At 65.9% G+C, this 26,691-nt stretch carries 22 protein-coding genes and 1 tRNA gene; 8 read left to right on the plus strand and 15 right to left on the minus strand.

Going from position 1 to position 26,691, the window contains the following annotated elements; all coding sequences use genetic code 11:
* Positions 1–4: 4 nt before the first annotated feature.
* From RMP10_RS04960 to RMP10_RS05010, 11 genes are all read right to left on the minus strand, one after another.
* Positions 5–1,114, minus strand: a complete 1,110-nt coding sequence (locus tag RMP10_RS04960) for a hypothetical protein (RefSeq protein ID WP_310569299.1) — start codon at positions 1,112–1,114, stop codon at positions 5–7.
* Positions 1,111–2,301: a glycosyltransferase gene (locus RMP10_RS04965; RefSeq protein ID WP_310569300.1), complete on the minus strand. Its 1,191-nt coding sequence runs from the start codon at positions 2,299–2,301 to the stop codon at positions 1,111–1,113. The genes RMP10_RS04960 and RMP10_RS04965 overlap by 4 nt, the downstream gene beginning before the upstream one ends.
* Positions 2,298–3,527, minus strand: coding sequence for an O-antigen ligase family protein (locus tag RMP10_RS04970; protein WP_310569301.1), 1,230 nt, complete (start codon positions 3,525–3,527; stop codon positions 2,298–2,300). Before RMP10_RS04970 ends, RMP10_RS04965 begins: the two co-directional genes overlap by 4 nt.
* Positions 3,524–4,624 (minus strand): glycosyltransferase family 4 protein, encoded by a 1,101-nt coding sequence (locus RMP10_RS04975; protein ID WP_310569302.1) that lies wholly within the window; start codon positions 4,622–4,624, stop codon positions 3,524–3,526. The genes RMP10_RS04970 and RMP10_RS04975 overlap by 4 nt, the downstream gene beginning before the upstream one ends.
* On the minus strand, positions 4,606–6,012 hold the full coding sequence (locus tag RMP10_RS04980; protein ID WP_310569303.1) for a lipid II flippase MurJ: 1,407 nt from the start codon (positions 6,010–6,012) through the stop codon (positions 4,606–4,608). Before RMP10_RS04980 ends, RMP10_RS04975 begins: the two co-directional genes overlap by 19 nt.
* Positions 6,012–7,934 carry an asparagine synthase (glutamine-hydrolyzing) gene (gene asnB / locus RMP10_RS04985; protein ID WP_310569304.1) on the minus strand — a complete coding sequence of 641 codons (1,923 nt, stop codon included), beginning with the start codon at positions 7,932–7,934 and terminating at the stop codon, positions 6,012–6,014. Before asnB ends, RMP10_RS04980 begins: the two co-directional genes overlap by 1 nt.
* A 296-nt stretch (positions 7,935–8,230) precedes the next feature.
* Positions 8,231–9,535, minus strand: a complete 1,305-nt coding sequence (locus tag RMP10_RS04990; protein WP_309671323.1) for a UDP-glucose/GDP-mannose dehydrogenase family protein — start codon at positions 9,533–9,535, stop codon at positions 8,231–8,233.
* A gap of 6 nt (positions 9,536–9,541) precedes the next feature.
* A complete protein-coding gene (locus tag RMP10_RS04995; protein WP_310569305.1) occupies positions 9,542–10,558 on the minus strand; it encodes an NAD-dependent epimerase in 1,017 nt (338 codons plus the stop codon).
* A gap of 34 nt (positions 10,559–10,592) precedes the next feature.
* On the minus strand, positions 10,593–11,528 hold the full coding sequence (locus RMP10_RS05000; protein WP_310569306.1) for a DMT family transporter: 936 nt from the start codon (positions 11,526–11,528) through the stop codon (positions 10,593–10,595).
* Complete coding sequence (gene mgtE, locus RMP10_RS05005) at positions 11,525–12,937, minus strand: magnesium transporter (protein ID WP_310569307.1); 1,413 nt, start codon at positions 12,935–12,937, stop codon at positions 11,525–11,527. The genes RMP10_RS05000 and mgtE overlap by 4 nt, the downstream gene beginning before the upstream one ends.
* A gap of 81 nt (positions 12,938–13,018) precedes the next feature.
* Positions 13,019–13,258 carry a hypothetical protein gene (locus tag RMP10_RS05010; protein ID WP_309671319.1) on the minus strand — a complete coding sequence of 80 codons (240 nt, stop codon included), beginning with the start codon at positions 13,256–13,258 and terminating at the stop codon, positions 13,019–13,021.
* 74 nt (positions 13,259–13,332) lie between these two features.
* Here RMP10_RS05010 and RMP10_RS05015 point away from each other — a divergent pair, with 74 nt between their 5' ends.
* Genes RMP10_RS05015 through RMP10_RS05035 form a run of 5 tightly spaced genes read left to right on the plus strand, consistent with a single transcriptional unit; the run spans position 13,333 to position 18,491 of the window.
* Positions 13,333–14,235 carry an NAD(P)-dependent oxidoreductase gene (locus RMP10_RS05015; RefSeq protein ID WP_309671318.1) on the plus strand — a complete coding sequence of 301 codons (903 nt, stop codon included), beginning with the start codon at positions 13,333–13,335 and terminating at the stop codon, positions 14,233–14,235.
* Positions 14,232–15,476 carry a cysteine desulfurase-like protein gene (locus RMP10_RS05020; protein ID WP_310569309.1) on the plus strand — a complete coding sequence of 415 codons (1,245 nt, stop codon included), beginning with the start codon at positions 14,232–14,234 and terminating at the stop codon, positions 15,474–15,476. Before RMP10_RS05015 ends, RMP10_RS05020 begins: the two co-directional genes overlap by 4 nt.
* 12 nt (positions 15,477–15,488) lie before the next feature.
* A complete protein-coding gene (locus RMP10_RS05025; RefSeq protein WP_310569310.1) occupies positions 15,489–16,718 on the plus strand; it encodes a hypothetical protein in 1,230 nt (409 codons plus the stop codon).
* Positions 16,715–17,221, plus strand: coding sequence for an acyl-CoA thioesterase (locus RMP10_RS05030; protein ID WP_309671315.1), 507 nt, complete (start codon positions 16,715–16,717; stop codon positions 17,219–17,221). The genes RMP10_RS05025 and RMP10_RS05030 overlap by 4 nt, the downstream gene beginning before the upstream one ends.
* A gap of 1 nt (position 17,222) precedes the next feature.
* The gene (locus RMP10_RS05035) at positions 17,223–18,491 is read left to right on the plus strand and encodes an MFS transporter (RefSeq protein WP_310569311.1); all 1,269 of its coding nucleotides are present in this window, start codon (positions 17,223–17,225) and stop codon (positions 18,489–18,491) included.
* Positions 18,492–18,609: 118 nt separating this feature from the next.
* Here the strand turns inward: RMP10_RS05035 and rnz are convergent, their stop codons facing one another.
* Positions 18,610–19,572 (minus strand): ribonuclease Z, encoded by a 963-nt coding sequence (rnz, locus tag RMP10_RS05040; protein ID WP_309671313.1) that lies wholly within the window; start codon positions 19,570–19,572, stop codon positions 18,610–18,612.
* Positions 19,573–19,807: 235 nt separating this feature from the next.
* Here rnz and RMP10_RS05045 point away from each other — a divergent pair, with 235 nt between their 5' ends.
* On the plus strand, positions 19,808–20,176 hold the full coding sequence (locus RMP10_RS05045) for a KGG domain-containing protein (RefSeq protein ID WP_309671312.1): 369 nt from the start codon (positions 19,808–19,810) through the stop codon (positions 20,174–20,176).
* 162 nt (positions 20,177–20,338) lie between these two features.
* Here RMP10_RS05045 and RMP10_RS05050 read toward each other — a convergent pair whose 3' ends face one another.
* Both RMP10_RS05050 and RMP10_RS05055 read right to left on the minus strand, forming a co-directional pair.
* Complete coding sequence (locus tag RMP10_RS05050; RefSeq protein ID WP_310569312.1) at positions 20,339–21,331, minus strand: pyridoxal-phosphate dependent enzyme; 993 nt, start codon at positions 21,329–21,331, stop codon at positions 20,339–20,341.
* A 27-nt stretch (positions 21,332–21,358) separates the two neighbouring features.
* A complete protein-coding gene (locus RMP10_RS05055) occupies positions 21,359–22,876 on the minus strand; it encodes a deoxyribodipyrimidine photo-lyase (RefSeq protein ID WP_310569313.1) in 1,518 nt (505 codons plus the stop codon).
* A 177-nt stretch (positions 22,877–23,053) separates the two neighbouring features.
* On the opposite strand from RMP10_RS05055, the gene RMP10_RS05060 reads away from it, so the two are divergent.
* A tRNA-Ala gene (locus tag RMP10_RS05060) sits at positions 23,054–23,126 on the plus strand.
* A gap of 259 nt (positions 23,127–23,385) precedes the next feature.
* Here the strand turns inward: RMP10_RS05060 and RMP10_RS05065 are convergent.
* Positions 23,386–24,585 (minus strand): hypothetical protein, encoded by a 1,200-nt coding sequence (locus tag RMP10_RS05065; RefSeq protein WP_310569314.1) that lies wholly within the window; start codon positions 24,583–24,585, stop codon positions 23,386–23,388.
* A gap of 236 nt (positions 24,586–24,821) precedes the next feature.
* Between RMP10_RS05065 and RMP10_RS05070 the strand changes: the two genes are divergently transcribed.
* Positions 24,822–26,537, plus strand: coding sequence for a glutamine--tRNA ligase/YqeY domain fusion protein (locus tag RMP10_RS05070; protein ID WP_310569315.1), 1,716 nt, complete (start codon positions 24,822–24,824; stop codon positions 26,535–26,537).
* Positions 26,538–26,691 lie beyond the last annotated feature (154 nt).

Below are 26,691 nucleotides of genomic sequence, written 5' to 3' on the forward strand. Positions count from 1 at the left end.
CAGCTCAGGCGGCGCGCGAGTGGTCGTCAGAACGCGACTTTGTCTTCAGACGCCACGGATACCGAAGGTCGCCCGCAGCCTCGGCGGCGAGGGATTCCATTTCCGCCGACAACGCGGGGTTCAGCACGGCGAGGCGTCGACGCCACTCGCCAGCCAGCACCAGCGCCAGCAGCACCGTGAACGAAACGATCGCCGCGAACAGCGCCTTCAAGACGAGTCGTCGGCTATCCGGCAGCGCCGGCCGGACCGGTGCTTCGACTACCGTAATCACGGGCAGATTGCGGCTCTCTTCGAGGCGTGCTTGCTCGAGCCCTTGCGCGAGGCCGGACACCACCTGCTGTCGCAGATTCACCTCGCGACGGAGCCGGTCCTCCTGCAGGACCAGTTGCGGCGCACCACTGAACACGCGATTGCTGCGCAGGAAGTCTTCGAGCCGGTCTTCGGCCACACGCAGTTCGCCGCGTGCCATGGAGAGGCGGGCGTCGGTGAAGACGCGTTCCTGCGATGCCTGCGCCTGTTGCGCCATCACATTCAAGCGATTCAACTCTTCGAGGGCGCGCGCTGCCACCTGGCGGGCCAGTTCGGGGTCATCGAGACGCACCGAAAGACGCACCAGTCCGGTCTTGATCCCCACGCTGGCGCTCACCATCGTGCGCAACTGGCGTAGCGCGAGTTCGGCGCGGCGTGCCGTATCGGCAACGCCCGGCACCAAATGCATGGACAATTCGACTGGCTTGCCGCTCGCCGTGGTGTATCGGCTGGCCAGCAGCTGTCGCATCATCCCGTCGCCACGCAACACATCGGCGTAGAAGTCGGGAGATTGCCCCGCCTGCGCGTTCGGCACGTTCACGCCGAATTGCGCCGCCAGTCCCGCCAAGCGCGAGATGCCACCGCCAGGCGATTGTGCGACGAAAGCGGCCTGCGAGACCCATTGTCGGTCCGCCAGCAGTCCGACGCCAACCACGGTCGCGGCCAGCAGCATCGGCACGAACAACAGCAGCCGTCGCTTGCGCAGTGCCAGTCGCAACACGTCGAGCGCCGTCAATGTGCTGTGCGGCGACGAGGGCACGATGGCGCCCGTGACCGCAGCGGAGGAAATCGGTGTTGGTGTCATACGGTGTCCACCTGAAACAGGGACTGCAGGGCGGCAGCAGTGCGCGATGCCGCTGCCCCGAGACTGAAATTGGAGACGATGTGGGAACGACTGTCTTGTGCGAGTGCGGCCGCGCAGCGCGCACGCAGTCGAGTCAGTCCGATGGCGAAGGCGTCAACCGAGCCGACCGGCGCGACCTCGCCGAGTCCGGCGACGATGTCCGCCGAGGCGCCACAGTCGGTGACAATGGCCGGAACGCCGCAGGACATCGCCTCCGCGACGACGTTGGGAAATCCTTCACGGCGCGACGTCAGCGCGAGCAGATCGAACGCGGGATATATCGTGCTGGTATCCGCTTGACCGCCCACGAGGTGCACACGGCTCGCGATGCCCAGTGCCTCCGCGAGCTGCTCGAGCGAGGCGACGCGATCGGGATCACCATGGCCCACGCACACGAGGTGACACGCCACGTCACTCGCGCACGCGACGGCAAACGCACGCAGCAGCAGTTCGTGATCCTTCACGGGATCCAGGCGACCCACGTGCCCGACGATGGTCGCATCCGTCGGAATGGACCAGATGCCGCGCCAGTACGCGCGCGATACCGGCGATGGCATGAACCGCGTGACATCGATGCCGTTGGGTACCACCACGCCATGGGGCGCATTGGAAACGACCGCACGATAGCTGTCGAGTCCCGCGCGGCTATTGGCGATCAGGAGATCCGCCCGCGGCGTGGAGCGTTTGGCGAGCGTGCGAACAAGACGTGCCTTGAGCTGCGGCGACTGCGCATCGTAGTCGCTGGTGCGAAGCCCGAGCACGACTCGTGGGCGGCGGGCGGCTGGGATACACGAAACCGCTGCCAACGCCAGCAGCCATTGCACTTCGAGAAAGGCGTACACGACCTGCGGTTTCGAGATCGTGAGCCATCGCGTCAGCGCCGGCATGGCCGTGAACGCGAGACCGGCGACGCGCGGCAGCACATGCAGCGTGAGTCCGAGCGACTCAACTACCGGGCGCAGGGCCCCATCAGCCAACGTCACCAGGTCGACGGTGTGGCCGTCGCGCTGCAACTCGGACGCCAGCGCGATCGCCTGCGTTTCGGCGCCACCGATACCCAACCCGCCCAGCAGCATGACCACCCGCAAGGCGGATGGTGCGGCGGTGTCATTCCGAATAAGCGTGCGGTCGCTCATCGTGGCGCTCATGGTACGGACTCGGGATCGAGTCGATCCGGGAGTGCGGTGATGAGCGCCAAGCCGATCAAGATGAACGCGTCGTCGGCCACGTTGTGCGAGAACAGCCCCCAGAGGGCGACGAACGTCACGAACGCCTGCGCCGCGCCATGGTACACGCGAAGCGCGCGTGGCCGGTGACGCGGCCACGCCAGGAACAACAGACCAGGCATCAGCAGCGCGCCGAGTACGCCATACTCGGCGACGTGTCGTACGTAGATGTTGTGAGTGGACTCGGGTTCGTTCCACTCCACCGTGGCGCCCGTGCCGAATCCGGTGAGCGGGCGCTCGCCGAATAGGTCGAGCGCATGCATGGCCAGCTGCGATCGTGACGACGCGCTCACATCGGCACTGAGTTCTTCACGCGACCCGATTCCGAGGCGCTGTTTCACGAAGCGTTCGGCGCCACCGCTCAGGTAACTCAGCTCACCGCTGGCCATCATGGCGCCCATGACCGACGCCACGAGCAGCGTGCCGCCGCCGGTCAGCAGGGACAGTCGCTTCACGCGCAGCAGGCGCGACGCAAGCAGCACGGCAACGACGATGCCGAAGCAGAGCAGGGCCCCGCGCGACAGCGTGAGGAACACGCCGGCACCGACGATCAGCACAAATGCCTCGCGTAGGCGCGCCGGCACAACCGGGAGGGCCAGCAGCATGCCGCTCACGAGTGCGGCGCCGGCGATGTTCGGGTTCACGTAGAAGCTGGCCGATCGACCCAGCGCCATGCTGAACGTCATCGGGTGCGTGATCTCCCAGACGTTGATCGCCACCGTGATCAGTGTGCAGACGGCAACGGCACGGCGCGTGAGGGTCCGTGTCGATGCATCGGCCATCAACAGGGAGAATCCCACCAGCAGCATGGCCGACAATGTGCGCGTCTGCGCCTCCTGCAGTGCCACCTCGCTGCCCGACGACCAGAGGAACGCGAGCATGGCGAAGCACGCGCTCGCCGCGCTCCAGGCTTTCAGGCGCGCACCGCCGAGCCGCGCGGGTTCGAGCAGCACCGCTACGCCGGCACATGCGAGCACCACCAGCATGAATGCCAGTGGTGGCAACGGAATCGCGCCCGTGTTGAAGGCCCACGTGCTGAAGCCTGAGAACAGAAAGGCAACGGCCACCAACGCACCGACGCTTCGGGCGACGCGCGCCAGCGTCGACGTACCGACGATGACGGCCGTGGGAATCATGGCGGCTGTCATGCGGCGCGCCGGCGCGAGGCGACGAACACATCGTCCCACGCTTGCAGCATGCGTGCGGGTGCGAAGCGCTGCGTCGACGCCCGCGCTGATTCGCCCAACTGACTCCGGAACACCGGATTGTCCAGCACACGTGTGATAGCGTCGGCGAGGGCGGCGGCATCGTCTACCGGTACGAGCAACCCCAAGGCATCGTGCTCCAGCAAGTCCGACGGCCCCGAGTCGCAGTCGGTGGCGACACACGCGCAGCCGCACGCCATCGCCTCGAGTAGCACATTCGGGAAGCCCTCGTAGCGCGAGGAGAGTACGAATACCGCCGACCCGGCGAGTACCGCGTCAACCGTGGATGTCCGGCCAGGGAGGGTTACGACGGCGTCGAGCCCAAGCTCCCGCACCTGCGCTTCCAACGACGCGCGCAGCGGCCCTTCGCCGCTGATCACCAGACGCCACGCCGGGTGGGTGCGGTGCACGAGCGCGAAGGCGCGGAGCAACGTGTCGAAGCCCTTCTGCGGCACCAGTCGACCAACGGCAGCGATCGTCGCGGCGCGGTCACCGGCGGCGACCGGCGGCGCGGCGACTTCGCGGAGCGGATTCCCAATCACATGCACGCGGGATGCCGAGACGTGCGTCTCGGCCCACGAACGCACGCGCTCCGTTTGGACCACCAGTGCAGTCGCACCGCGGTAGGTACGTCGTCGCAGCATCGACCACGCAGTACCGATGTCATGCCGTCGCGGATCGATGCGCTCCGATATCACGACCGGAATGCCGAGTCCGCGGGCGGCCAGCAGCGTGCTCACGTTGGTGCGGTCGGTGAAGCTCACGATGACATCGAGTGCGACACTGCGCAGGGCGCGCCGCAACGTACGAAGCCGAGCCACGTTGGCCCGGATTGCCCCGAGTGACGACGAGCTCACGCCGGCAATGTCGAGCGCGACGCGCGTGACGCCGACTGGCACCGCGTGAAAATCCTGACTCCCATCATCGAACGTGAACAACGTGACGGTGTCGCCGCGCGCCGCCCACGCGGTGCACAGCGACAACATGACGCGTTCGGCGCCGCCGGATCCCAGCGAGGCGATCACGCAGCCGATGCGCACGATGCCTCCGCGACACGGGTGAGTGGCGACCCGGAATCGGGCTGCACCACGCGGATCGACTCCGCTTCCGCCGCCCGCAACCGCCGGTGTGCGACGACGGCGAGATAGGCGCACGAGACCGCGTACACGGCAGCGGTGGAGAGTGCAATGCCGGCGACACCGTACCGGCGCATGAACACGACGTTCAAGCCGATGTTCACGACGAGATTGATCGCCGAGCCGATCGTCAACAGACGGTTCGCTTGCAGCGCGGAGATCAGTCGCACGTACAGAATGCCGAGCAGATGTCCCGGGACTTGCAACAGGTACGCCGCCTGGACGCGCGAGACCGTCACCGTCTCCACGGCGGAGAAGGCACCGCGCTCGAACAGGAGCTGGACGATCGGCACTGAGAAGAACATCAGCGCGATGGTCACGGGAATCGTCGTGCCGAGCAGCAGCCAGCGGAGCCGGCGTTCGAGCTCTCGCAGCGCCGTCCACTCGGCACGCGCCACCAACGCCGAGAGATGAGGCAGCAGCGTCGTGCTGAGCGCCATCGCGCCGACGGTCATGAGTACCGAGCTGAGTTTGGTGCCGTAGCCGAGCGCGGACACGCTGCCGACCGGCAGCCAAGCAGCCATCGTCTGGTCGACCAGCGTGGTCGCACTCATCAGGATCGCGCCGGCCACGGCCGGTAGGTACTGCACCCGCACGCGCGCCAACGCGGTGCTCAAGGCGGCGCGCTCATGGTGGGGAACACGGGACATGGCGACGCCGCGAATTGACAGGCCATGCACCCGCAGCGACCATGCAAGCCAGGCGGCCTGCGCCAATGTACCGGCGAGCAGGCCAGCCACCATCGTCCACACCGTCGGGTCAGGCACGAACGCGATGCCGAGCGCGATGCCAAGCGGCTGTGCAATCGGCGCGAACGCACTGGCGCGATACGCTCCCTCAGCGGCCAGCAGTCCGCTCCATGCTGCGCAGACGCCCTGCAGCAGCGTGAACGGCGCGAGCACGAAGGCGAGCAGTGGAAGCATATCGCGCGTATCGGCGTCGAGTCGCGCGCCAGGAAGCCACCCGAGCAGCACGGAGGCGAGCGCGGCGACACCTGAGAGTACGACCAGCCAGCGATAGCTCTGTCGCAGCACGGCACCGGCAAGCAGTTTCGCCGACGCGGAGCTGCGATGCTCGCGCTGCGCGATGTAGGCAGGTGTGAGCGCCGCTGGCAGCGTGCCCGCCGCAACGCCTATCAAAAAGGTCGGAACCACGAGCGCGAGCAGGAACGCGTCGAGGGCCGCGCCATTGCCGAACTGGGCGGCGACGAGACTGTCCTTGAGCAGCGCCACGAGCTTCACCGCAGCGGTCAGTCCGCCCACGGCCAATGCAGCGCGAAGCAGGCCGCGCATCAGCCGTGTCTCCATGCCTGGAACATCAACAGATGCCAGAGCGACGGTGCCCAGTTCCGGCTGCCATCACGGTGTTCCTTCCACGTTTGCAGCACCGGCTCGGCGCGGAAGATGCCGTCGCGGCGCAACGCCTCCGGTGACAACAGATCATCCGCCCAGTCCCGCAGGGGACCGCGCAGCCATTCAGCGATCGGCACGCCGAATCCTTGCTTAGGCCGGTCAATGAGGGCGCGCGGCACGTAGCGGTCCAGCACCTGTCGGACGATCCACTTGCCCTGGCCAGCGCGCTGCCAGCAGTTCACGGGAAGCTGCCATGCAAACTCGGCCACCCGGTGGTCGAGCAACGGCGCCCGTGTTTCGAGGCTGGCGGCCATCGCGGCGCGATCGACTTTCACGAGAATATCATCAGGCAGGTAGCTGACCTGATCGCGGTACATCATGTCGGCCAGCAGGCCGCCTCGCCCGGGGCTGAACGGGGCGCGGATCGCCGTGTGCTGCTCGGTGACGCCGGGCAGCAGATCCTGCGGACGACGCCACGCCGACACGAGGTGCAGATAGAAGTCCGGGAAGTTCCGCATGTCGATCAGCGTGGCCAGTTTGTGCATGCGATCGCCGGTCACGCCGCGCGCCACGAGCCCCATCGGGCCGAGGGCGCGATTCCACGTACCGGCGCCTACGGACGTCACCAGCGCGCGTGTGGCCCGACGCATCGAGTATGGTACGCGTGAGAGGCGCGGCCACGCCTGCATCGCCAGCGGGTAGCGTGAGTAGCCGCCAAAGAGCTCGTCGCCACCATCACCGCTCAACGCCACGGTGACGTGCTCGCGCGCGAGCTTGGACACGAGCACGGTGGGAATCTGCGATGAGTCGGCAAAGGGCTCATTGTAGATGGACGGGAGCCTTGGGATCACATCGAGTGCGTCTTGTGCCGTGACGAACATCGTCGTGTGTTCGGTCCCGAGGTGGCGCGCGACGGCTTCAGCATGCGGCGCTTCGTCGAACGCCGACTCGCGAAATCCGATCGTAAACGTGCGCACCGGTCGCGCACTCTGCGCCTGCATCAGCGCCACGATCAAGGACGAATCGATGCCGCCGGAGAGAAAGGCGCCGAGCGGGACATCGGCGACCATCTGGTCAGCGACCGCGCTCCGCAGCAACGTGTCGAGCTGCTCCACGCGATCCGTGTCGCTGCCAGCGAAGGGGGTCGCCAGGCCGGCCAGGGCGGCGTCGCGCACGCTCCAATAGCGCGTGGTCTGCGCGCTGCCATACACCGGCGCGGCAAACGTCGCGATCGTGCCCGGCTCGAGCTTGACCACGTCGCGCAACATGGACATCGGCGCCGGCACGTAGCCGTGACGCAGATACGCGGCGAGCGCTGCCGGCTCGATGTCACTGGACACGCCGGGCAATGTGCGCAGCGCCGACAGTTCGGACGCGAACGCCAATCCACCGTGACACCGTCCGATGTAGAGCGGCTTCTCGCCGAAGCGGTCACGGGCGAGGGAGAGTTGTCCGGCCCCGCGATCCCAGAGCGCGATGGCGAACATGCCGACGCACTGGCCGAGCGCGGCCGCGAACCCGTCACGCTCGATGAGCGCCAGTAGGACTTCCGTATCCGAGTGGCCGCGGAATGTCGCGCCTTGCGCGTGCAGCGTCTCGCGAAGCACCCGGTAGTTATAGATCTCGCCGTTGAACACGAGCCAGTAGCGCCCCGAGGTCGACATCATCGGCTGCTGGCCAAGGGGGCTGAGGTCGACGATCGAGAGGCGACGATGACCAAGTGCGAGGCCGCGGGGCGCATCGACCCACAGACCGGATGCGTCGGGCCCCCGATGCACCAATGCATCGGTCATACGCGTCAGCGCAGCTCGCGCTGCCCCGTCGTCGCACGCGCCCGTCCAGAATCCGGCAATGCCGCACATGTCAGTTCAGTGACTCGGTCCTGCGAGTACCTGTGTGACGGAAGAACCTGCCGTGTGACGGGCAGTTCCTTCCGCGTCTCGTGCCCGGCATCGGCCACGTTATCGAGGGTTCGTGAGAAGACGATTGTACTAACGGCATGTCACGTAACGACTTGCGAACTTCCTTCGGCGATGGTGTGCACGTGCCGCGGCATGATCGTCGCTCCCGCTGTCGTTCAGAAAAGCACAGGCTGTGCCAACAAAAAGCGCCCGGCCATGAGGGCCGGGCGCTGTGCTGACTCGAGCAGGATGGACGCTTACGGTCGGCCGATGCTCGTGTATCTAAAGCCCAACTTTCGAACATCCTCGCCGCGATAGACGTTGCGGAGGTCGACCAACACCTTCTGCGTCATCGACGCGCCCACACGATCGAGATCGAGCGCGCGGAACTCGTTCCACTCGGTAATGATCACCAGCACATCGGCGCCGACCGCAGCATCGTAGGCGTCGGCACACCACTGCACGCCGGGCAGCAATGCCTTCGCTTCATGCATGGCGGCCGGATCGTAGGCGCGCACCGTTGCGCCGGCATCCTGCAGCGCCGGCACGATGGCCAGGCTCGGGGCGTCGCGCATGTCGTCGGTGTTCGGCTTGAACGCCACGCCCAGCACGCCTACGGTCTTGCCACGCACCGAGCCACCACACGCCGCGATCACCCGTGACGCCATCGCGCCCTTTCGCGTGTCGTTCACCTGCACAACGGTTTCTACCAGCCGCGCGGGCGATCCGTATTCCTGCGCCGTGCGCACGAGCGCGATGGTGTCCTTCGGGAAGCAGGAGCCGCCGTACCCAGGCCCGGCGTGCAAAAACTTCTTGCCGATGCGACCGTCGAGGCCCATGCCGCGCGCGACATCTTGTACGTTGGCACCGACCTTCTCACAGAGGTCCGCGATCTCGTTGATGAACGTGATCTTCGTGGCGAGAAATGCGTTGGCGGCGTACTTCGTGAGCTCCGCGGTCTCGAGCGTCGTCATCACGACCGGCGTCTCCATGAGATACAGCGGACGATACAGCGCCTGCATCACGGCCCGTGCACGATCCGTCTCCGCGCCGATCACCACGCGATCGGGGCGCATGAAATCGCCGATCGCAGAGCCCTCGCGCAAGAACTCGGGATTCGACGCCACGTCGAATTCGGCCGACGGATTGGCGCCGCGAATGATCTCCGCCACCCGGCGACCGGTGCCGACCGGCACGGTGCTCTTCGTGACGACCACCGTGTACCCCTGCAGCGACTTCGCAATCTCGATCGCGGCCGCTTCCACGTAGCGCAGATCGGCGTGTCCATCACCGCGGCGCGAGGGCGTGCCGACCGCGATGAACACGGCGTCCGCTTCCGACACGGCCTTGGCCAGGTCGGTGGTGAACGACAAGCGTCCGCTCGTGATGCCCTTGGCCACCAGCGCGTCGAGTCCCGGTTCGTAGATCGGGATTTCACCCTTGAGCAACCGTTCGATCTTGGCCGCATCGACGTCCACACACGTCACGTCAGGGCCGAACTCGGCAAAACAGGCACCGGACACGAGGCCGACATAGCCCGTGCCGATCATGGCAATCTTCATGATGCGTCAGTCTCCGATCTGAAAGTACTCGCGATACCAAGCGACGAAGTTCGCCACGCCCGTTTCGATCGGCGTCTTCGGCGCGAAACCGACATCGCGCACCAGCGCGTCCACGTTCGCATACGTGGCCGGCACATCGCCCGGCTGCAGCGGCAGCATCCGCTTCTCCGCCGTGCGGCCCAGCGACTTCTCGATGGTCTCGATGAGATACATCAATTCCACCGGGTTGTTGTTGCCGATGTTGTAGATCCGGTACGGCGCCTTACTCGTGGCCGGATCGGGGGCATCGGAGTTCCACTCCGGATTCGGCTCGGCGGTGTGATCGCTGGTGCGGATCACGCCTTCCACGATGTCGTCGATGTACGTGAAGTCACGCTGCATCTTGCCGTGGTTGAACACGTCGATCGGCTTACCCTCGAGAATGGCCTTGGTGAACAGGAACATGGCCATATCGGGACGACCCCACGGACCGTACACCGTGAAGAAGCGAAGCCCAGTGGTGGGCAGTCCGTACAGATGGCTGTACGTGTGTGCCATCAACTCGTTCGCCTTCTTCGTGGCGGCATACAGCGACACCGGGTGATCGATGTTCTGATGCACCGAGAACGGCATTGCGGTGTTGGCGCCGTACACGCTCGACGACGACGCATACGTGAGATGCTGCACGCCGCTGTGCCGACACCCTTCGAGGATGTTGATGAACCCGACGAGGTTGCTCTCGATATACGCGTGCGGATTGGTGATCGAGTATCGCACGCCGGCCTGCGCCGCGAGGTTGATCACGCGATCGAAGCGCTCCTCCTGAAACAGGCGCGTCACGCCGTCACGGTCGGCCAGGTCCATGCGGAACAGACGGAATCCCGGCTTGGCTGAGAGTCGCGCGATTCGCGCCTCCTTGAGCGTGGGATCGTAGTAGTCGTTGACGTTGTCGAGGCCCACCACTTCATCGCCACGAGCCAGCAGCCGTTCGCTGGTATGATAGCCGATGAAACCCGCGGCTCCGGTCACCAGAATTTTTGCCATGCGCTGATCGCCATTCAGGAAGAAAGGTCGGGTGCTACGTGTCCGCTGCCGACGATTGAGCGGGGCGGTGCGCCACGGGCGGCCGTTGCAAAAGCAGGACCGCGCCCATGATCGCGACGCCACCGATCAAGGTACCGGTGCCCACCGGCTGCCGCAGCAGCACCAGGCCCAGCATGGTCGTCCAGAACGGCTCCACGGTGGACGTGATCGCCGTGCGGACGGGGCCCAGCACCCGCAGCCCCGCCAGAAACGTCAGGAAGGATATTGCCGTCAGCACCCCCTGCAGCGCACTCAACCCGAAGGCGGCGCCATCGGGAATACGAAAGAGCGTGCCGGTGACGACGGCCCAGGTCGCGAACAGCATCGCGCCGCCCACGGCAATGGCCCGGGACACGTCGATGGCCTCGCGCTGGCGCTGCAACGTGCCAAGGACGGGGATATAGATGGCATAGACCAGCGCCGCGGTAAGCACTGCCGCAACGCCCAACGGGTTGAGTGAGTCCGCGCTCGGCGCACCTACCATGAACGCGATGCCGCCAAGGGCGAGCACGAGGGCCGTCACCCGGGTGCGATCGAGACGCTCGATACCACGCATCGCCGTGATCACCGCCACCCAGGCCGGGAAGGTGTAGAACAGAAACGACACCGTGGCCGCCGGAAGCCACTGCAGTGCGAGCAGCGCCAGCGTGGCGACCGTGGCCTGACCGCCTCCCGCGACCAGCAGAATGCGCGGTGTGAACCACGGCGCGACGCCGGCGCGAGGGGGCAGCCCGCGCCACCAGCCGAACGCCACCAGCAGCACCGCGCTGGTGGCGTACCGCCAGGCCTGCACCGACTCGAGTGCCATGCCGTGGCCGGTCGCGATCACCGTGAGCGGGGAAATGCTGCCGAAGCAACAGGCGCTCAACACGATCAGCAGCGTCGCCCGCAGCAATTGCGCGGACGACGGGGCTTCCCGCTCCGGACTCACAGCAGCGTGCCGCTGAGCAGCTGGTAGGCGATACCGAAGTAGATGCTGATCGCCGAGACGTCGACGAGCGTGGCCACGAGGGGAGCCGAGGCGCTGGCCGGGTCGAAGTTGAAGCGTTTGAGCAGGAACGGCAGCATCGAGCCGGTCAGTGACCCCACGAGCACGATGCCGACCAGCGCCAATCCAACCGTGACGGCGATCATGAACGAGTGCGGCCCGTAGTCGTACAGCCCGAGCGCATTCCACACGAGAATCCGTCCGAACGCGATCGCGCCGAGCAGCAGGCCGAGGATAATGCCGGCGGGCAGTTCACGAAGCACCACACGCCACCAATCGCCGAGATGCACCTCGCCCAGCGCCATCGCGCGAATGATCAGCGACGTGGCTTGCGAACCCGAGTTGCCGCCCGAGCTCATGACAAGGGGAATGAACTGCGACAGCAGCAGCACCCGACCGATCTCGCCTTCGTAGCGCGCCATCACCGACGCCGTGAGCATCTCGCTCACGGCTAGCACGGCCAGCCAGCCACCGCGTTTGCGTACGTTCTGCCAGAGGCCGATCTGCATGTAGGGCTCTTCGAGCGCCTCCATACCACCGAACTTCTGTGCGTCTTCCGTGCCTTCTTCCTGAATGACGTCGATCACGTCGTCGACCGTGACCACGCCGAGCAGCCGCTTCTCCGAATCGACGACCGGCAGCGCGACCAGGTCGTAGTTCGAGGTGATTTGCGAGACCTCTTCCTGCGGCAGGTCGGGGGCGACACTCACGACCTCGCTCCAGGCGAGTTCGCTCAAGGGCGTTCCGTCTGGGGACGCCAACAGCTCCCGCAGCGACAATACGCCGCGCAGTCGTCCGTTGCCATCGATGGTGTACACGGTGTACATGGCTTCGCGACGGCCCGCCCGCGACATCGCACGGACCGCGACCAACGCTTCTTCGGCCGTGAGGTTCTCGTCGACCGACACGAATTCGGTGGTCATCAGACCGCCGGCGGTGTACGGGTCGTACTCCAGCAGCCGCTCGGTCTCGGCTTTCTCCTCGGGCTCGAACTCGGCGAGGATCTCATCAGCCGTCTCCTCGTCGAGCTCCTCGAGGGCGTCGGCCCGCTCGTCGGGTGTCATCTCCGACATCATCGAGGCGGCTTCGACGGCCGTCAGCTCCTCGAGCACCATGGTGCGGAGGCTCTCGTCGAGATACTCGAGTACCTCGCCCGCCCGCTCCTTCGGCAACGCCGAGAGGAACGCGCGCACCATGTCCTCCGGCAGCGCCTCCGCGATGTCCGCGAGGTCGGCCGGGTGCATCTCCTCCGTCTGCGGTCCGATGCTCTCCGGGTGCTCCTCGAGCAACTCGAGAAGATCCGGCACGATCAGCGCCGCGAGCGGCCGGTCTTTGTTGGCGTGAGGTGGCATCGGCGAAGGGCGGCGGTCAGGCGGTCAAGTTAGTCGTAGGTACCCAGCGAGCAAAGGCGCAAGAACGCCGGAGCCGCAGCCCTACAAAACGGGCAGCACCCTCGCCTCGACCCGGATACCCCGGACCGACACCCCAGCGGCGTCGAGGGCGGCGTCCAGCGCCGGTCGATCGAGGTCGCCCTCGACCTCGAGCACGGCCCCCTGCATGGTGACTTCGGCGCTCAGCACCCCGGGAACGGCCCCCAGTGCCGTCCAGACCGCGCGCACGGCGTGCACGGCCACGAGGCCGTCGAGCTGCACGTGGATCCGTTGACGTGGCATCTTTCAATCTCCACGATCAGCGCCGCTACCTCAACCGGCTGATCGACGGCGCTGTGCCCTTTTACCCGTCTCGCATGCCTCGCGTCGCTTTCCTCGGACTCGGCGCCATCGGCGCTCCGATGGCCCGTCACCTCGCGCGTCCTGAATTCGATCTGGCCGTGTGGAATCGAACCGCCGCGAAAGCCGAAGTCATGGCGAGCGAGCTCGGGGTGCGCCACGCACTCACACTGGCCGACGCGGCGCGCGAATGCGATGTCGTGATCACCTGTCTGCCGGTGTCGCGCAACGTCGAAGCGTTGCTCGATGGTCCTGATGGGTTGCTGTCCACCATGCGCTCGGGGGCCGTGCTCGTGGACTGCACCTCGGGAGACGCGGCCACCTCACGCCGCATGGCCACGCGACTCGCCGAACGCGGCATCGGCTTCCTCGACGCGCCGGTGTCCGGCGGCGTGTCCGGCGCCGAGCAAGGCGCGCTTACGGTCATGGTGGGCGGCGACGCGGCCACGCTGGAACGCGTACAGCCCGTGTTGGCCTGCTTCGGCAAGCGCATCGTGCACTGCGGCGCGGTCGGCGCCGGCGATGCGCTCAAAGCGGTGAACAACGCTCTGCTCGCGATGCACATCTGGGGCACCGCCGAAGGGCTGGTGGCGCTCGAAAAGGCCGGCGTAAAGGCCGAGATCGCCCTCGATGTCATCAACACGTCGAGCGGCCGCTCCAACAGCAGCATGAACCTCTTCCCCGAGCGCGTGCTCACGCGCGCATTTCCGCGCACGTTCCGGCTGGCGTTGCTCGATAAGGACGTCGGCATCGCGGCCGACCTCGCCCGTGAACACCAGGTGCCGTCTCCGCTCCTGCAACTCACTGCCGAACTCTTTCGCATGGCCCACAATGAACTCGGCGAAGAAGCCGATCATGTCGAGGCGGCGAAGGTCGTCGAGCGCCTCGGTGGCGCGCAGATCGGTGGTCGCCAGTCATGAGCACGACGGCCGTAGCTTCCGTTGAGTCAATCCGCGCGCACTTCCCGGCGCTCGCGCGTCGCGAAGGCGCGCACCCGGTGGCGTTCTTCGACGGACCGGGCGGTACGCAGGTACCGCGAGTCGTCGCCGAGGCGATGACCGACTATCTGCTGCATCACAACGCCAATACCCACTGGGCGTATCCTAGCAGCGTCGAGACGGATGCGATGCTGGCGGCGGCGCGTGTGACGCTGGCCGATTTCCTCGGCGCTACGCCAGGGGAAATCTCGTTCGGCGCGAATATGACCACGATCCTGTTTCATATCGCCCGCGCGATTGGCCGCTCGCTCGAGCCCGGCGACGAGATCATCGTCACCGAACTGGATCACCATGCGAACGTGGCGCCGTGGCAGGCGCTGGCCAAGGAACGCGGCGCGGTGCTCAAGTGGCTACCGCTCGACCTCGAGACGTATCGACATGAAGTCGGGGCACTCGAGGCGCTGTTGTCGCCGCGCACGAAGGTCGTGGCTATCGGCGCGGCGTCGAATATTCTCGGCACGGTGAGTGACGTGCCCGCGATGGTGGCGATGGCCAAGACGGCCGGTGCGATCACGGTGATCGATGCCGTGCACTACGCACCGCACGCGTTGGTTGACGTGAAAGCCATCGGTGCCGATTTCGTGCTGTGCAGTGCGTACAAGTTCTACGGGCCACATATCGGCATCTGCTATGGACGGCATGAGGCCACCGCCGCCCTCGACGTGCCGCGCCTCGAACCGGCGCCGGACTATGTACCGGAAGTGCTCGAGACCGGCACGCAGAATCACGAGGGCGTCGTGGGCGCCGCCGCCGCCGTGGACTTCCTGGCCGGCCTCGCCGTCGACGGCACGGCCTCCCGGCGTGAGCGACTTCGCACGGTCATGCACGCGTTGCACGAGCGCGGGGATGCGCTGTTGCGCGAACTGTGGGTTGGGTTGCACGCGATCGGCGGCGTGACCGTGTTCGGCCCGCCGCCGGGTACAGCGCGGACGCCCACCGTGTCGTTCCACGTGCAGGGGCACGAGGCGGAGCAGGTCGCGCGCTTCCTGGCACCGCGCGGCGTCTATGTGTCGCACGGCGACTTCTATGCGGCCACGGTGGCGCGCCGGCTTGGCCTCGCGCACGAAGGACTCGTGCGCGTGGGATGCTCATGCTACACCACCGCCGAGGAGATCACGCGTCTGCTCGACGGCGTGCGCGCGCTCGTGCAGGGAACGGCCTGAATGATGCCGCCCATGTTGCGTCCCCCGTGCCGTGGCGCCCGCGCCCTCGTCGCGTGGACGACGGTCGCGGTGGCAGTGCTGGCGGCTGCTTGCGGTGATCGTGCGTCGAGCGGTGAGGCGTTACCGCCGGCGGAGTTCCTGTTTGCTGCCGGTGACTCCACGTACTGGGTGCGCAGCGGCGGCGACGGGATGCGCGTGCGCAGTGCACCGATTCTGCTCACTGAAGTCGATGGCCGGCTGTTCGAGATCTTTCTTGGCGACGACGGCGCCGAGTATCCCGACGCTTCGTTTGCGAGTGCGCGCCTCTGGTCACGCGAGCTGCAGCATCGTGACAGCACGCGGCTGTTCGGCGACTCCACCGTGATGCATGAACTCTCCGTGTGGCGTCGCGCTCATCCACGCGACGCCGAGATCGATCCGGCCGATGAGGAAATGCCCGATGATCCGCGGACGGTGGTGAATGACGAGATCGAAATCATCGACGTGCACGGGCCGTACATCACCGTCGAGCATTTGCTCAACGTCGACATCGACGGTGGGCCACCTCATCGGCACGAGGGCCGCCGGATGGTCGTCGACGTGCGGAGTGGCGCGACGGCCTCGCTGGAGGTGCTCGTGGGCGCCGACGAGGCGCGACGCGTCACGGCCGCCGCGCAGGTATCGCTGACGCAGCTGATCGACTCGATCCGCACCGCCGGTGCCGCTGGTGATGAACGCGCGTCGGTGGCCACCGAATCCCTCGACAGCTTTCGATTCGATTCGACCAGCTTCGGAATCACCGACAGTGGTCGTGATCCCGCCGTCGCGTTCATGGTGCCGGGACATGGCACCGACGGGGAAGCGCTCGCGCTTTATCTTCCGCCGATCACGGTGAAGGCACCGGTGTGGTGGAAGTCGGTGCGCGCCACGCTGCCGGAGTGGGCCAAGGACTCGGCGCGGGTCAGGTGGGATCGCGCCAAGTACGCAGTCGCCGCGCGCCCGTCGGCCGACGGCGACGCACTGGCCCTCGTGCTGATCGGCGGTGCCGCGAGTACGGCGCACGAATGGCCGATCGCCACCGTTGCTGCACCCGCGTACCAGCTTATTCCGCTCGACACGCCGCCGATCGACAGCGCCGCGCGCGCCGCCCTGTCACGCGCCTTCGATATCTCGACGTCACTCGACGGACTCGTTCAGCGCGCGAGCTGGCCGTATCGCACGCTGACGCCGCTGCGCGCCACTTCCTTCTCACGCACCAAATGACCGATTTGTCCCCTGTCCGCCTCTCCCGTCCGGTGTCCGCCTCGCAGCACGTCACGAGCGAGCTGATCATGCCGCACGATGCGAACATCCTCGGCCATGCATTCGGTGGCGCCATCATGGCGATGGTCGACAAGGCGGCGGCGGTGTCGGCGTTCCGACATGCGCGCACGGCCTGCGTCACCGCGTCGATCGATCGAGTGGACTTTCGCGAGCCGATTCACGTGGGGGATCTCGTCACCTGTCAGGCGTCGGTGAATTTTGTCGGCACCACGTCGATGGAAATCGGTGTGCGCGTGGAGGCCGAAGATCTCATCACCGGCGCGCGCCGGCATACGAACACGTGCTACCTCACGTTCGTGGCGATCGACCGCAATGGCCGGCCGGTGCCGATCGCCCTGGTGCAGCCGGATACCGACGAACAGGTCCGCCGCTACGAGGCCGCGCAGGCCCGTCGGCGCCGAAGGCTCGAGGAACGGCAGGACGAGGCGCGCGCGGTACGTTAGCGTGAGCCGCATACCGCTCGACGCGCCCAGCGACACGTACGCTGCCCTTCGCCTTCCGAATTTCCGCCGGTATCTGTTGGCGTTGTTCACGCTGACGCTCGGCATCCAGATTCAGGGCACGGTCGTCGGCTGGCAGATTTACGATCTCACCCATGATCCGCTCGCCCTCGGGATCGTGGGGCTGGCCGAAGCATTGCCGGCGATCAGCATGTCGTTGTTCGCCGGACATGTGGCCGATAGTCACGATCGCCGCCGCATCGCCCTGATGGCGTTGGCGGTGCTGGTGCTCTGTTCCCTTGGGCTCTGGTGGCTGGCGCACCCGGCGCCGATCGGTGATGTCGCGCTCACGGCGCCCATGCGGGTGCGCGCGATCTACGCCGTGATCGTGCTCAGTGGCCTGGCCCGCGCCTTCCTGCAGCCTGCCCGTCAGGCGCTCAGCGCTGAGCTGGTGCCGCGCACGTTGTACAGCAATGCGATCACGTGGCGCACCGGCAGTTGGCAGCTGGCGGCCGTTCTGGGGCCCGCGCTCGGTGGCGGCCTGTACGCGATCGGCGGTACGACCTTGGGCTACGCCGTCGATGCCGTGCTGATGACGTTCGCCGTCGGCGCGCTGTTCTCGGTGCGCCATCGGTCGCCGGTGCGTGAAGTGACCGACGAGCCGATGTTGACCTCCATCACCGGCGGCCTCCGCTTCGTGCTCGGTGAACCGCTGCTGCTCTCGGCGCTCACGCTCGACCTTTTCTCGGTGTTGTTCGGCGGTGCGATCGCACTGCTGCCGGTGTTCGCCGCCGAGATTCTTCACACGGGACCGTCCGGGCTCGGCCTGCTGCGCGCGGCACCGGCGGTCGGCGCCGTGATCACGAGTATCGCGCTCACACGCTGGCCTCCCTTCGCACACACGGGTCGCAACCTGCTGATCTCCGTCACGGGATTCGGGGTGTGCACGATCCTGTTCGGACTCAGTCGCAATCTCTGGCTGTCCCTCGCCGCGCTGGCGCTGGGCGGCGCGTTCGACATGATCAGCGTGGTGATTCGCAGTCTCATGTTGCAGATCCGCACGCCGGAAGCGCTGCTTGGACGCGTGTCGTCGGTGAATCAGATCTTCATCGGCTCATCGAACGAAATCGGTTCGTTCGAATCGGGACTCACCGCCCGCTGGTGGGGCGCCGTCACGGCCGTCGTGGTAGGCGGTGTGGCGACGTTGGTCGTCGTGGCGACCGTCGCGTGGCGCGTACCGAGCCTGCGGCGGCTCAAGCAGTTGGTGAGGTAACACCGACGCTTCCTGAACAGATCACGCGGAGTCGCAGAGAGCGCAGAGCACGCGGAGAAGGAATCATGTCGATTGTTCTCTGCGGCCTCTGCGTTCTCCTCATCTCTGCGTGATCAGTTCACGAGGCTTCGGCACCTTCGGCCTCGGTCACCGCCGCCAACTCCTCGGTCAGCGACAGCTCGATCTCCGTGCCGTCGCGCGCGATGCTCGAGCGCGGAAAAACCGAGCGCGCCTCTCGCTCGAGTTCGTGCGCGTCGCGTGAGTAGCGGGCCGAGATGTGTGTGAGCACCAAGCGTCGTGCACCGGCCTTGCGCGCGACCTCGGCGGCCTCGCGCGCCGTACTGTGTCCCGTCTCCAGTGCGCGCGCCGCTTCATCGTCGGCGAAGGTCGCCTCATGAATCAGCAGGTCCGCATCCTGCGCGGCGGCGATCGTGTTCTCGCAGGGACGGGTGTCGCCGGTGATCACGATGCGGCGGCCGCGGCGTCGCTCGCCCACGAGCACCGACGGCTCGATCACGCGCCCGTCGTCGAGCGTGATGGACTGGCCCTTGTGAATGCGTCCCCAGAGAGGGCCCTCGGGAATACCCATTTCACGCGCGAGATCCGGGTTGAAGCGACCGAGGCGTTCCTCCTCGACCAGCGCATAGCCCAGCGACTGGGACGGACCGTGGGATACGGCGAAGGTGTCGACGTGGTAGTCCGGACGTTTGACCGGCTCACCGGGCTCGAGCTCCGAGATCTCAATCGGGAACGTGGTGCGCTCGCCACCTAAGCTGATGCATTGGCGCAACGTTTTGCCCGCGCCACGCGGTCCCCACAATCTCAGTGGTTCGGTTCTCCCTTGGAGGGCCATCGTACGGATCAGTCCGGTCAGTCCCAGGATGTGATCCGAGTGCACGTGGGTGAAGAACAGGTCGTCGAATGCAAACGAGATCCCGTAGCGCATCATCTGGCGCTGCGTTCCCTCCCCACAATCGAACAACAAAGTCTCTCCTTCCCGAATGACGGCGAGGGAGCTGACCCCCCGTTCCACGGTGGGACGGGAGGCGGCGGTTCCGAGGAAGCGGACAAGCAGCGGCATCGCGGCAATATAGGCGGAAATCGCCGGTCGCCAGTTCCGTAACGGTCGTCAAAACGGATGAACGCGGCCCCATGCTTGCGTTACATGGGTTTGCTGGCCCGAACCGCGTAAGGCGGCCTGAGGTTTGCAGAAGAGTTCGTGAAGTATCGCCGCGGTATGCTGGTTCTGTGACGGATGCCCTTCGCCTCGTCCCGGCCCGCCGCACTAATTCAGTACTTCCGGAGCCGGGGGGCGTATGACCGGAAAAAGCCGACGCGGATTCGCGTCTATGGATCCCGCGCGTCAGCGCGAGATCGCCAGTAAAGGTGGGCGGGCAGCCCACGAAAAGGGGACGGCGCACGAATGGTCGTCCGACGAAGCGCGGAATGCGGGGCGTAAAGGCGGTGTCACCGTCAGTCGCGATCGGGCTCACATGGCCGCTATCGGCCGTGAGGGTGGAGAATCGCGCAGTGCGGCGGCCCGTGAAGCTCGGATGGGTGGTCGGAACGCGGAGCGGGAAGTCCCGATGCAGGTCGCCCGCGATGGCGATCGGTCGCGACCGGCTGCGCCGATGGCTGATCGTGCACCGGTACTGCCTCGCAGCGACGAGTCGTCGGCGCGCTGATCCTCGCGCGTTGACGTCGCACGGGCGGATCGCTCGTTTGCCGCCAGTGTGACAGTTGTGAGAAAGCCTCCCGGATATTTCCGGGAGGCTTTCTCGTGGGCAACGGGCAGAGTTGACGGGAGTTCAAGCGCGTTCAACGCGTTCACGGGCGTTCACGGGCGTTCACGCCGAATACAGATCCAGCTGCGCCTGCAGCTTCGAGGGATCGATGTTCCGCCCGCTCACCAGTAGCACGATCGGCCCCTCCGTCACCGCGACCTTGCCGTGACGCAGCGCCGCCACAGTCACCGCGCCGGCGCCTTCCACCGCCATGCCCGTCGTTCGGTGCAGCCAGGCGATCGTCTCGCCCAGCTGCGCCTCGGTCACGAGCGCCATCTCGTCGGCACAATACTGCCCGATGTGCAGCGCCTCGGCGTCGATCTGACCGGCCAGTCCATCGGCCAGCGTGGGCGTGACCACGGTGTCGACCACGTGACCGGCGGCGAGACTCTGCGCCATGGCCGATGTCTCCACGCTCTGCGCCCCGACGATGCGCACCGATGGCGCGAGTTCGCGCAGCACGGCACCCATGCCGCCCAACAGACCGCCGCCGCCGGTGCAGATCACGACCGCGCGCATATCGGGCACTTGCTCCAGCAGTTCCAGGGCGACCGTGCCCTGGCCGGCCAGCAAATCAAGGCCGAGGCAAGGATTGATGAATCGGATGCCCTCGCGGGCCGCATGCGCCTTCGCGACGATCATCGCCGCGTCGTAGTCGGCTGCTTCGTCGTTCACGATGGTGCCGAGGGCGCGAATGCCGTCTTTCTTCACCTGCGGCGCGTTGATCGGCACGTAGAGCGTCGCGCGCGTATCGAACGCCTTTGCGGCGTAGGCCACGCCCAGTCCGTGGTTGCCGGCACTCGACGCGACCACACCCTTGGCCCGCTCGTCGTCCGACAGCCCGGCCAACACGTTGTAGGCACCACGCACCTTGAAGGAACCGGTGGGGTTCTCGAGTTCCAACTTGAAGAGCACCTCGACTCCGAACGCGTCGGACAGCGCGTCGGAGCGAATCACGCGGCTGGGTGCAAGCACGGGGCGCAAGCGCTCGGCGGCAGTGTGCACCGCGGCGATGGCAGGGATGATGCTCGGATCTGGCGCAGGACGTGTCGTCATATCACCAGAATAGCACCCATCCACGCCCTAAAGCAGCACCCCGTTTTCCGGAGGCTGGGGCGGAGCGCCGCGCGATCCGACGCGTCGGATGTAGCCTGCCACATCGAATTTGAGCTTGGCCCGTGATGTCACCATGGGCCGGATGCCACCCCAGATCGGCTTGTTGCCCCACGGCCGATCCCAGAGTCCCAGGCACCACATGATGCCGCCCACGCTGTTCGGGTCTCGGCCATCGAGCGCGTATTTGTCATTCAACAGATACAGCCACGAGCGCGCCTGCTCGTAATCCTCGGTCCAGAGCAGCACCGTTTTGCCCCAGAGCATGCGCGGGTAGTTGTGGATGATGCCCTGCTGCACGAGCTCCTGCTGCGCGGCGTTCCACAACGTGTCGTGCGTCTGCGCCGACTCCAGCGTCTCGAGGTCGTACAGCATGGGCCGCGCGTCACCTACATGCTCGGCCATCGTCTTCTGAATCCACGCGGGCAGGGCCTCGAGTCGATCGAAGTTTCGCGTGCGAATGCACCAGTTGAACGCCAGTTCGCGCCACGTCGTGACCTGCTGTACCAACGCGTCGAGACTTTCGGCGCTCGTTCCACTCGCTCGCGCTTCGCGCACCACGCGCGCCGACGCGATCTGTCCGAAGTGCAGATACGGTGACAGGCGAGACGTGCCGTCGCTCACCCCGGCTTCGTTGCGGCGGTCGGCGTATGGTGCGAGTTCACGCGACACGAACGTGGCCAGTCGATCGACCGCGGCCACACTTCCGCCCGGCAAGGCCACGGCGGGAACCGTGTGATCGATGTCGCACGCGCCCACCGCGACCGCGATGTCGTCATCGGTCATGGCGGCGATGGGCAGCAGCGACAATCCACGCTCACTCACGGTCCCGCGGAGCGACGTGCGAAGTGCGTCGCTCACCGGCACTCGAGGCAAGGCGTCGGCCACCGGCTCGATGCTATGATCCAACAGCTTGGCGATTTTCGGACGAATGGTGCGCGCCGCATACTCCGGCTTCTCGAAGGCGCCACTGGGCACCGTGCACACACTGTCGATCGCGAGCACGCGACAGTTCACTCGGTCGGCAAAGCGCTCCACGCGCTCGCGAATGCCGGCTGTGGGAAAGAGATCGGTGATCACCACATAGGCGCGTGCGGCAAGTCGATCGACCACGCGCCGGTCATCGTTGCGAGATGGACGCAGCACGAACTGGTAATACAAGCCACGGGCGTCGGCATCGCGCGCCGTATCGCGCGCGCCCTGCAGAATGAAGGTGTGATGCCGGTCGGCCGCGTACGGATAGCTCGGATCGAGCCCTTGATGAATCACCAGCGGGCGATTTACGCGATCGGCTGTGCGGATGGCCGCGCGTAGCCCCCAGTTCTCGTCGAGGCGGTGCGATGACTGCATCCAGTACAGCACGTACTCGCCATCCGGGTTGTACGTCTTCCCGTTCACGTCGACCGTGCGCGCCACAAGCTGGTCGCGGACATAGTCGGCAGCGAGAGCGTGCGGGGTAGAGGCAGAGCGGATCACTGGTGTCGTCATAGAAAGTCCGGAACGCGCGGCGACGACGGAAAGTGCCTTCGGAACGAACCCAAACCGACGCGTCGCCGCTTGACACCCGTGCTTCGGCCACTACCTTCCGCTTGTTACCGATCGGCCCCGCGCCAACAGGAGCGGGGCCATTTTTGTCCGAGTAACCACCGTGCGTCGTACGGTCCTGGGGCTGTAGCTCAGCTGGGAGAGCGCTGCATTCGCATTGCAGAGGTCAGGGGTTCGAGCCCCCTCAGCTCCACTTGGTGTAGGAAATCGAGACCGTTCCGTGACGGTTTCGGCGCTGGTGTGACGCGGGAACCTTCTGCATCGTCCAGTGTATAGACAGTGAAGCCCGCCGCCGTTCGGTAGGACGGAGAGTTCCAATGACGGTGTGCGTGGCAGTTTTCGAACCCCTGGGGCCTGCAAAGGCTGCCAGGGGTTCTTTGCTTTCATAAATGCGAAGTAAGGGGTACGGAGTCGGGGGTATGGCGTACCCCGTACCCCCGACTCCGTACCCCTTACTTCGCTGTCATCGCAGCGATATCCGCGCGAAACGCCGCCATGCTCTCAGAAAGAAACCGGCTTTCTTCCTCCTCGACTTTCCCCGCGTAGTCGCTCATCGCGGTGAATCCGAGATTGCCGAGGAAACGCATGATGGCGCTCTCGCGCACCGTGACGTCGAACTGGCGCGTGAGCAGCGTCTGACCCTCGGGGCCCGTGCGGAGGCCGAGGGTGAAGAGCACGCCTTTCCCCTCGAAGGGACGACGGAGTGGCGAGCGGAGCAGGCGCTCGGCGATCAGCGGGAGGTGCCACTCGGGGTCTTTCGTGAAACGCATGGCCCAGCCCCGTTCGCGCGCGCCCCGCATGTGCACGAACTCGCCCTGCATCTTCGTGACGCCCACGGTGAAGAACGAGATCTTGGCCAGCGCGTCCACGTGGATCTGCAAGGTGTCGGGCATGCGCCGCGCCGCGCCGAGGATGGGCTGCAGCTGGCCGTCGTGCGACCGGAAGCGCAGCGTGAGCAGCCGGTCCCGCGCTTCGGCGTCAAACCAGTCCGACCCGCTGCGGTCGGTGAGACGGTACCGATAGCGGGCCGGCTCCACGTACTTGGAAATGTACTTCGCGAAGGCGGGGAATCCGCGTTTGAGACGGTCTCCACTGACGGTGATCTGCAGCGTGACCAACGTCGAGCCATCGGCCTGTGGCACGGTGGCGATTGAGTCGATCGTGAGGAGTCGGCCCAAGGCGGCCGTCGTACGTGGGAGTGCCGCGCGGTAGTCGGCCCGCACCGCGGCGGCCGGCCGCTCGGACGACAGGAACAGCGCGCGAAAAATGTCGTCGGCCCGGCCGGGCGGCATGAGGCCGACGGCCTGGTCCACGCGCGTGCGCCACGCCCAGTCACTTTCGCCGAGCTGTTCGAGCTCGATCAGGTGCCGCGAGTCGCCAATCTTGACCGGCATCGGCACACCAGGTCGTGCCGTGAACACGTACTGGGCACCGTTCAGGCCGGCCTGAATCTCGAGATCGCGGTCGGCCCCGGCGCGGGTGGTCCGCAGGCCCGTCCAGAGGGCCGTGTCGTTTCCCAGCTTCGACGGAGCAAACGCATAGCGCGCAATGCGCATGCGCGCGGCCGAGAACTTGGGATTCCGCGCCACGTTCGTGAAGCGCGCTTCGATTGCCGCGGCGAGGGCGTCGGCATTCGCCTTGGCGGAAGCCACGTCGGATCCGTAGGCCAGCGCGGCAGCCCGGCAGCCGCCCAACATCAGCGCAGCGGCCGCGGCGCTTACCAAGACCGTCGCAAGGCGTTGAGCTGTCGATCGCGGAAGTAGTCGCATGGGATTCCAGTACACCTGTAGAACAGTCAGGTGACATGCTCCGCTCGGCAAGCGCTCGCTGCCGATTACTTTTCGTGATTCGCGTCGCCCATTGAACGCTGCACTTCTCGGTATCCGCCGTGTCTGACTCCACTCCCGAAGCCGGTTCTGAATCCACGCCCGCCCCACGTCGCGATTTCATCCGCGAAATGGTGGCTGACGATGTCGCCCACGGCCACTTCGGCCGTGGCCCTGCCACGCGTTTCCCGCCCGAGCCGAACGGCTTCCTGCATATGGGACACGCCAAGTCGATCTGTCTGAACTTTGGTGTCGCCAAGGAATTCGGCGGCACCTGCAATCTGCGTTTCGACGACACGAATCCGGCCACGGAAGATGTGCGGTTCGTGGAAGCGATTCAGCGCGATGTGCAGTGGCTGGGCTTCCAGTGGGACAACCTGTACTACGCGTCGGACTACTTCGAGAAGCTGTACGACATCGCCGAGTCGCTGGTGCTGAAGGGCAAGGCGTACGTTGACTCGCAGAACGAAGAGGAGATCCGCGCGGGTCGCGGCACGGTCACGTCGGCCGGCACGCCGGGTCCGTATCGGGATCGCTCGGTCGAGGAGAATCTCGACCTGCTGCGCCGCATGCGCGCCGGTGAGTTCGCCGATGGCACGCACGTGTTGCGCGCCAAAATCGATCTCGCGCACGTGAATATGATCATGCGTGATCCGCTGCTGCTGCGCATTCGGCATGCGCATCATTACCGTCGCGGCAACGACTGGTGCATCTACCCGCTGTATGACTTCGCGCACGGACTGAGCGACGCCATCGAGGGCATCACGCGCTCGTTGTGTACGCTCGAGTTCAAGGACAGCCGCGAGATCTACGACTGGCTGGTGAAGGAGGCGGGTTTCGAGAGTCCGCCTACGCAGATCGAGTTCGCGCGGCTCGAGCTGGATTACACCATTCTCAGCAAGCGCAAGCTGCTGCGCTTGGTAAACGAAGGCCACGTGACGGGATGGGATGATCCGCGTATGCCGACGATCGCCGGATTGCGGCGTCGTGGTGTGCGGCCGGAAGCCATTCGCGAGTTCTGCGAAACGATTGGTGTGGCGCGCAAGGACGCGCGCGTAGAGATCGCGGCCTTCGAGCATGCCGTGCGCAACGACCTGAACATGGAAGTGCCGCGCGTGTTGTGCGTGCTCAATCCGCTCAAGGTTGTGCTCACGAACTATCCTGAGGACCAAGTCGAAGATCTCGACGCGCCGAGCTTCCCGCACGATGTGCCGAAGACGGGATCGCGCAGCATGCCGTTCTCGCGCGAACTCTACGTCGATCGCGACGACTTCATGGAAGATCCGCCGAAGAAGTTCTATCGGCTGGCGCCGGGCAAGGAAGTGCGGTTGCGCTTCGGCTATCTCATTACCTGCAACGAGGTGGTGAAGAACGACGCCGGTGAGGTCGTCGAGTTGCGGTGCACGTACGATCCCGCCACGCGCAGTGGGCAGGCGCCTGATGGCCGGAAGGTGCAGGGCACAATCCATTGGGTGAGCGCGGCGCAGGCGTTGTCGTGCGAAGTGCGCGTGTACGACCGACTGTTCTCGCAGCCCGATCCCGACGCCGTACCCGAGGGCCAGGACTTCATCTCGACGCTCAATCCGCAGTCGCTGGTGGTGATCACCGATGCCAAGATCGAGCCCAGCGTGGCCAACGATCCCGTCGGGTCCCGGTATCAGTTCGAGCGCACGGGCTACTTCATGAGCGAAGTGGAGAGCAGCACGCCGGAGAAGTTGGTGTTCAACCGGATCGTGGGGATGCGGGATAGCTGGGCGAAGGAAGTGAAGAAGGGCTGATTGGCCGGACAAAAAAGCGGACTGTGGCGTGCTTACGGCACAGTCCGTTTTGTTCTGTCTCCCCTGCGCAACAATGGTAGAGTTCGGTTGCCATTCGCGTTAGGCAACACATCAGATAAAGCTATACATGGCAATGCGTTACATCCAGCGAATG

Origin of the sequence: Gemmatimonas sp., from assembly GCF_031426495.1 — a bacterium.
In the GTDB taxonomy this organism is placed as follows: Bacteria; Gemmatimonadota; Gemmatimonadetes; order Gemmatimonadales; family Gemmatimonadaceae; genus Gemmatimonas.

Excerpts from the sequence above, each read along its gene's own strand:
- RMP10_RS05045 (WP_309671312.1), top strand. The coding sequence starts at position 19,808 with ATGACCGGAAAAAGCCGACGCGGATTCGCGTCTATGGATCCCGCGCGT.
- RMP10_RS04980 (WP_310569303.1), bottom strand. The coding sequence starts at position 6,012 with ATGCGCGGCCTGCTTCGCGCTGCATTGGCCGTGGGCGGACTGACCGCT.
- RMP10_RS05015 (WP_309671318.1), top strand. The coding sequence starts at position 13,333 with ATGCCTCGCGTCGCTTTCCTCGGACTCGGCGCCATCGGCGCTCCGATG.
- rnz (WP_309671313.1), bottom strand. The coding sequence starts at position 19,572 with ATGCCGCTGCTTGTCCGCTTCCTCGGAACCGCCGCCTCCCGTCCCACC.
- RMP10_RS04970 (WP_310569301.1), bottom strand. The coding sequence starts at position 3,527 with ATGACAGCCGCCATGATTCCCACGGCCGTCATCGTCGGTACGTCGACG.
- RMP10_RS05020 (WP_310569309.1), top strand. The coding sequence starts at position 14,232 with ATGAGCACGACGGCCGTAGCTTCCGTTGAGTCAATCCGCGCGCACTTC.
- RMP10_RS05025 (WP_310569310.1), top strand. The coding sequence starts at position 15,489 with ATGTTGCGTCCCCCGTGCCGTGGCGCCCGCGCCCTCGTCGCGTGGACG.
- mgtE (WP_310569307.1), bottom strand. The coding sequence starts at position 12,937 with ATGCCACCTCACGCCAACAAAGACCGGCCGCTCGCGGCGCTGATCGTG.
- RMP10_RS05050 (WP_310569312.1), bottom strand. The coding sequence starts at position 21,331 with ATGACGACACGTCCTGCGCCAGATCCGAGCATCATCCCTGCCATCGCC.
- RMP10_RS04995 (WP_310569305.1), bottom strand. The coding sequence starts at position 10,558 with ATGGCAAAAATTCTGGTGACCGGAGCCGCGGGTTTCATCGGCTATCAT.
- RMP10_RS05010 (WP_309671319.1), bottom strand. The coding sequence starts at position 13,258 with ATGCCACGTCAACGGATCCACGTGCAGCTCGACGGCCTCGTGGCCGTG.
- asnB (WP_310569304.1), bottom strand. The coding sequence starts at position 7,934 with ATGTGCGGCATTGCCGGATTCTGGACGGGCGCGTGCGACGACGGGGCA.
- RMP10_RS05055 (WP_310569313.1), bottom strand. The coding sequence starts at position 22,876 with ATGACGACACCAGTGATCCGCTCTGCCTCTACCCCGCACGCTCTCGCT.
- RMP10_RS04960 (WP_310569299.1), bottom strand. The coding sequence starts at position 1,114 with ATGACACCAACACCGATTTCCTCCGCTGCGGTCACGGGCGCCATCGTG.
- RMP10_RS04965 (WP_310569300.1), bottom strand. The coding sequence starts at position 2,301 with ATGAGCGCCACGATGAGCGACCGCACGCTTATTCGGAATGACACCGCC.
- RMP10_RS04990 (WP_309671323.1), bottom strand. The coding sequence starts at position 9,535 with ATGAAGATTGCCATGATCGGCACGGGCTATGTCGGCCTCGTGTCCGGT.
- RMP10_RS05030 (WP_309671315.1), top strand. The coding sequence starts at position 16,715 with ATGACCGATTTGTCCCCTGTCCGCCTCTCCCGTCCGGTGTCCGCCTCG.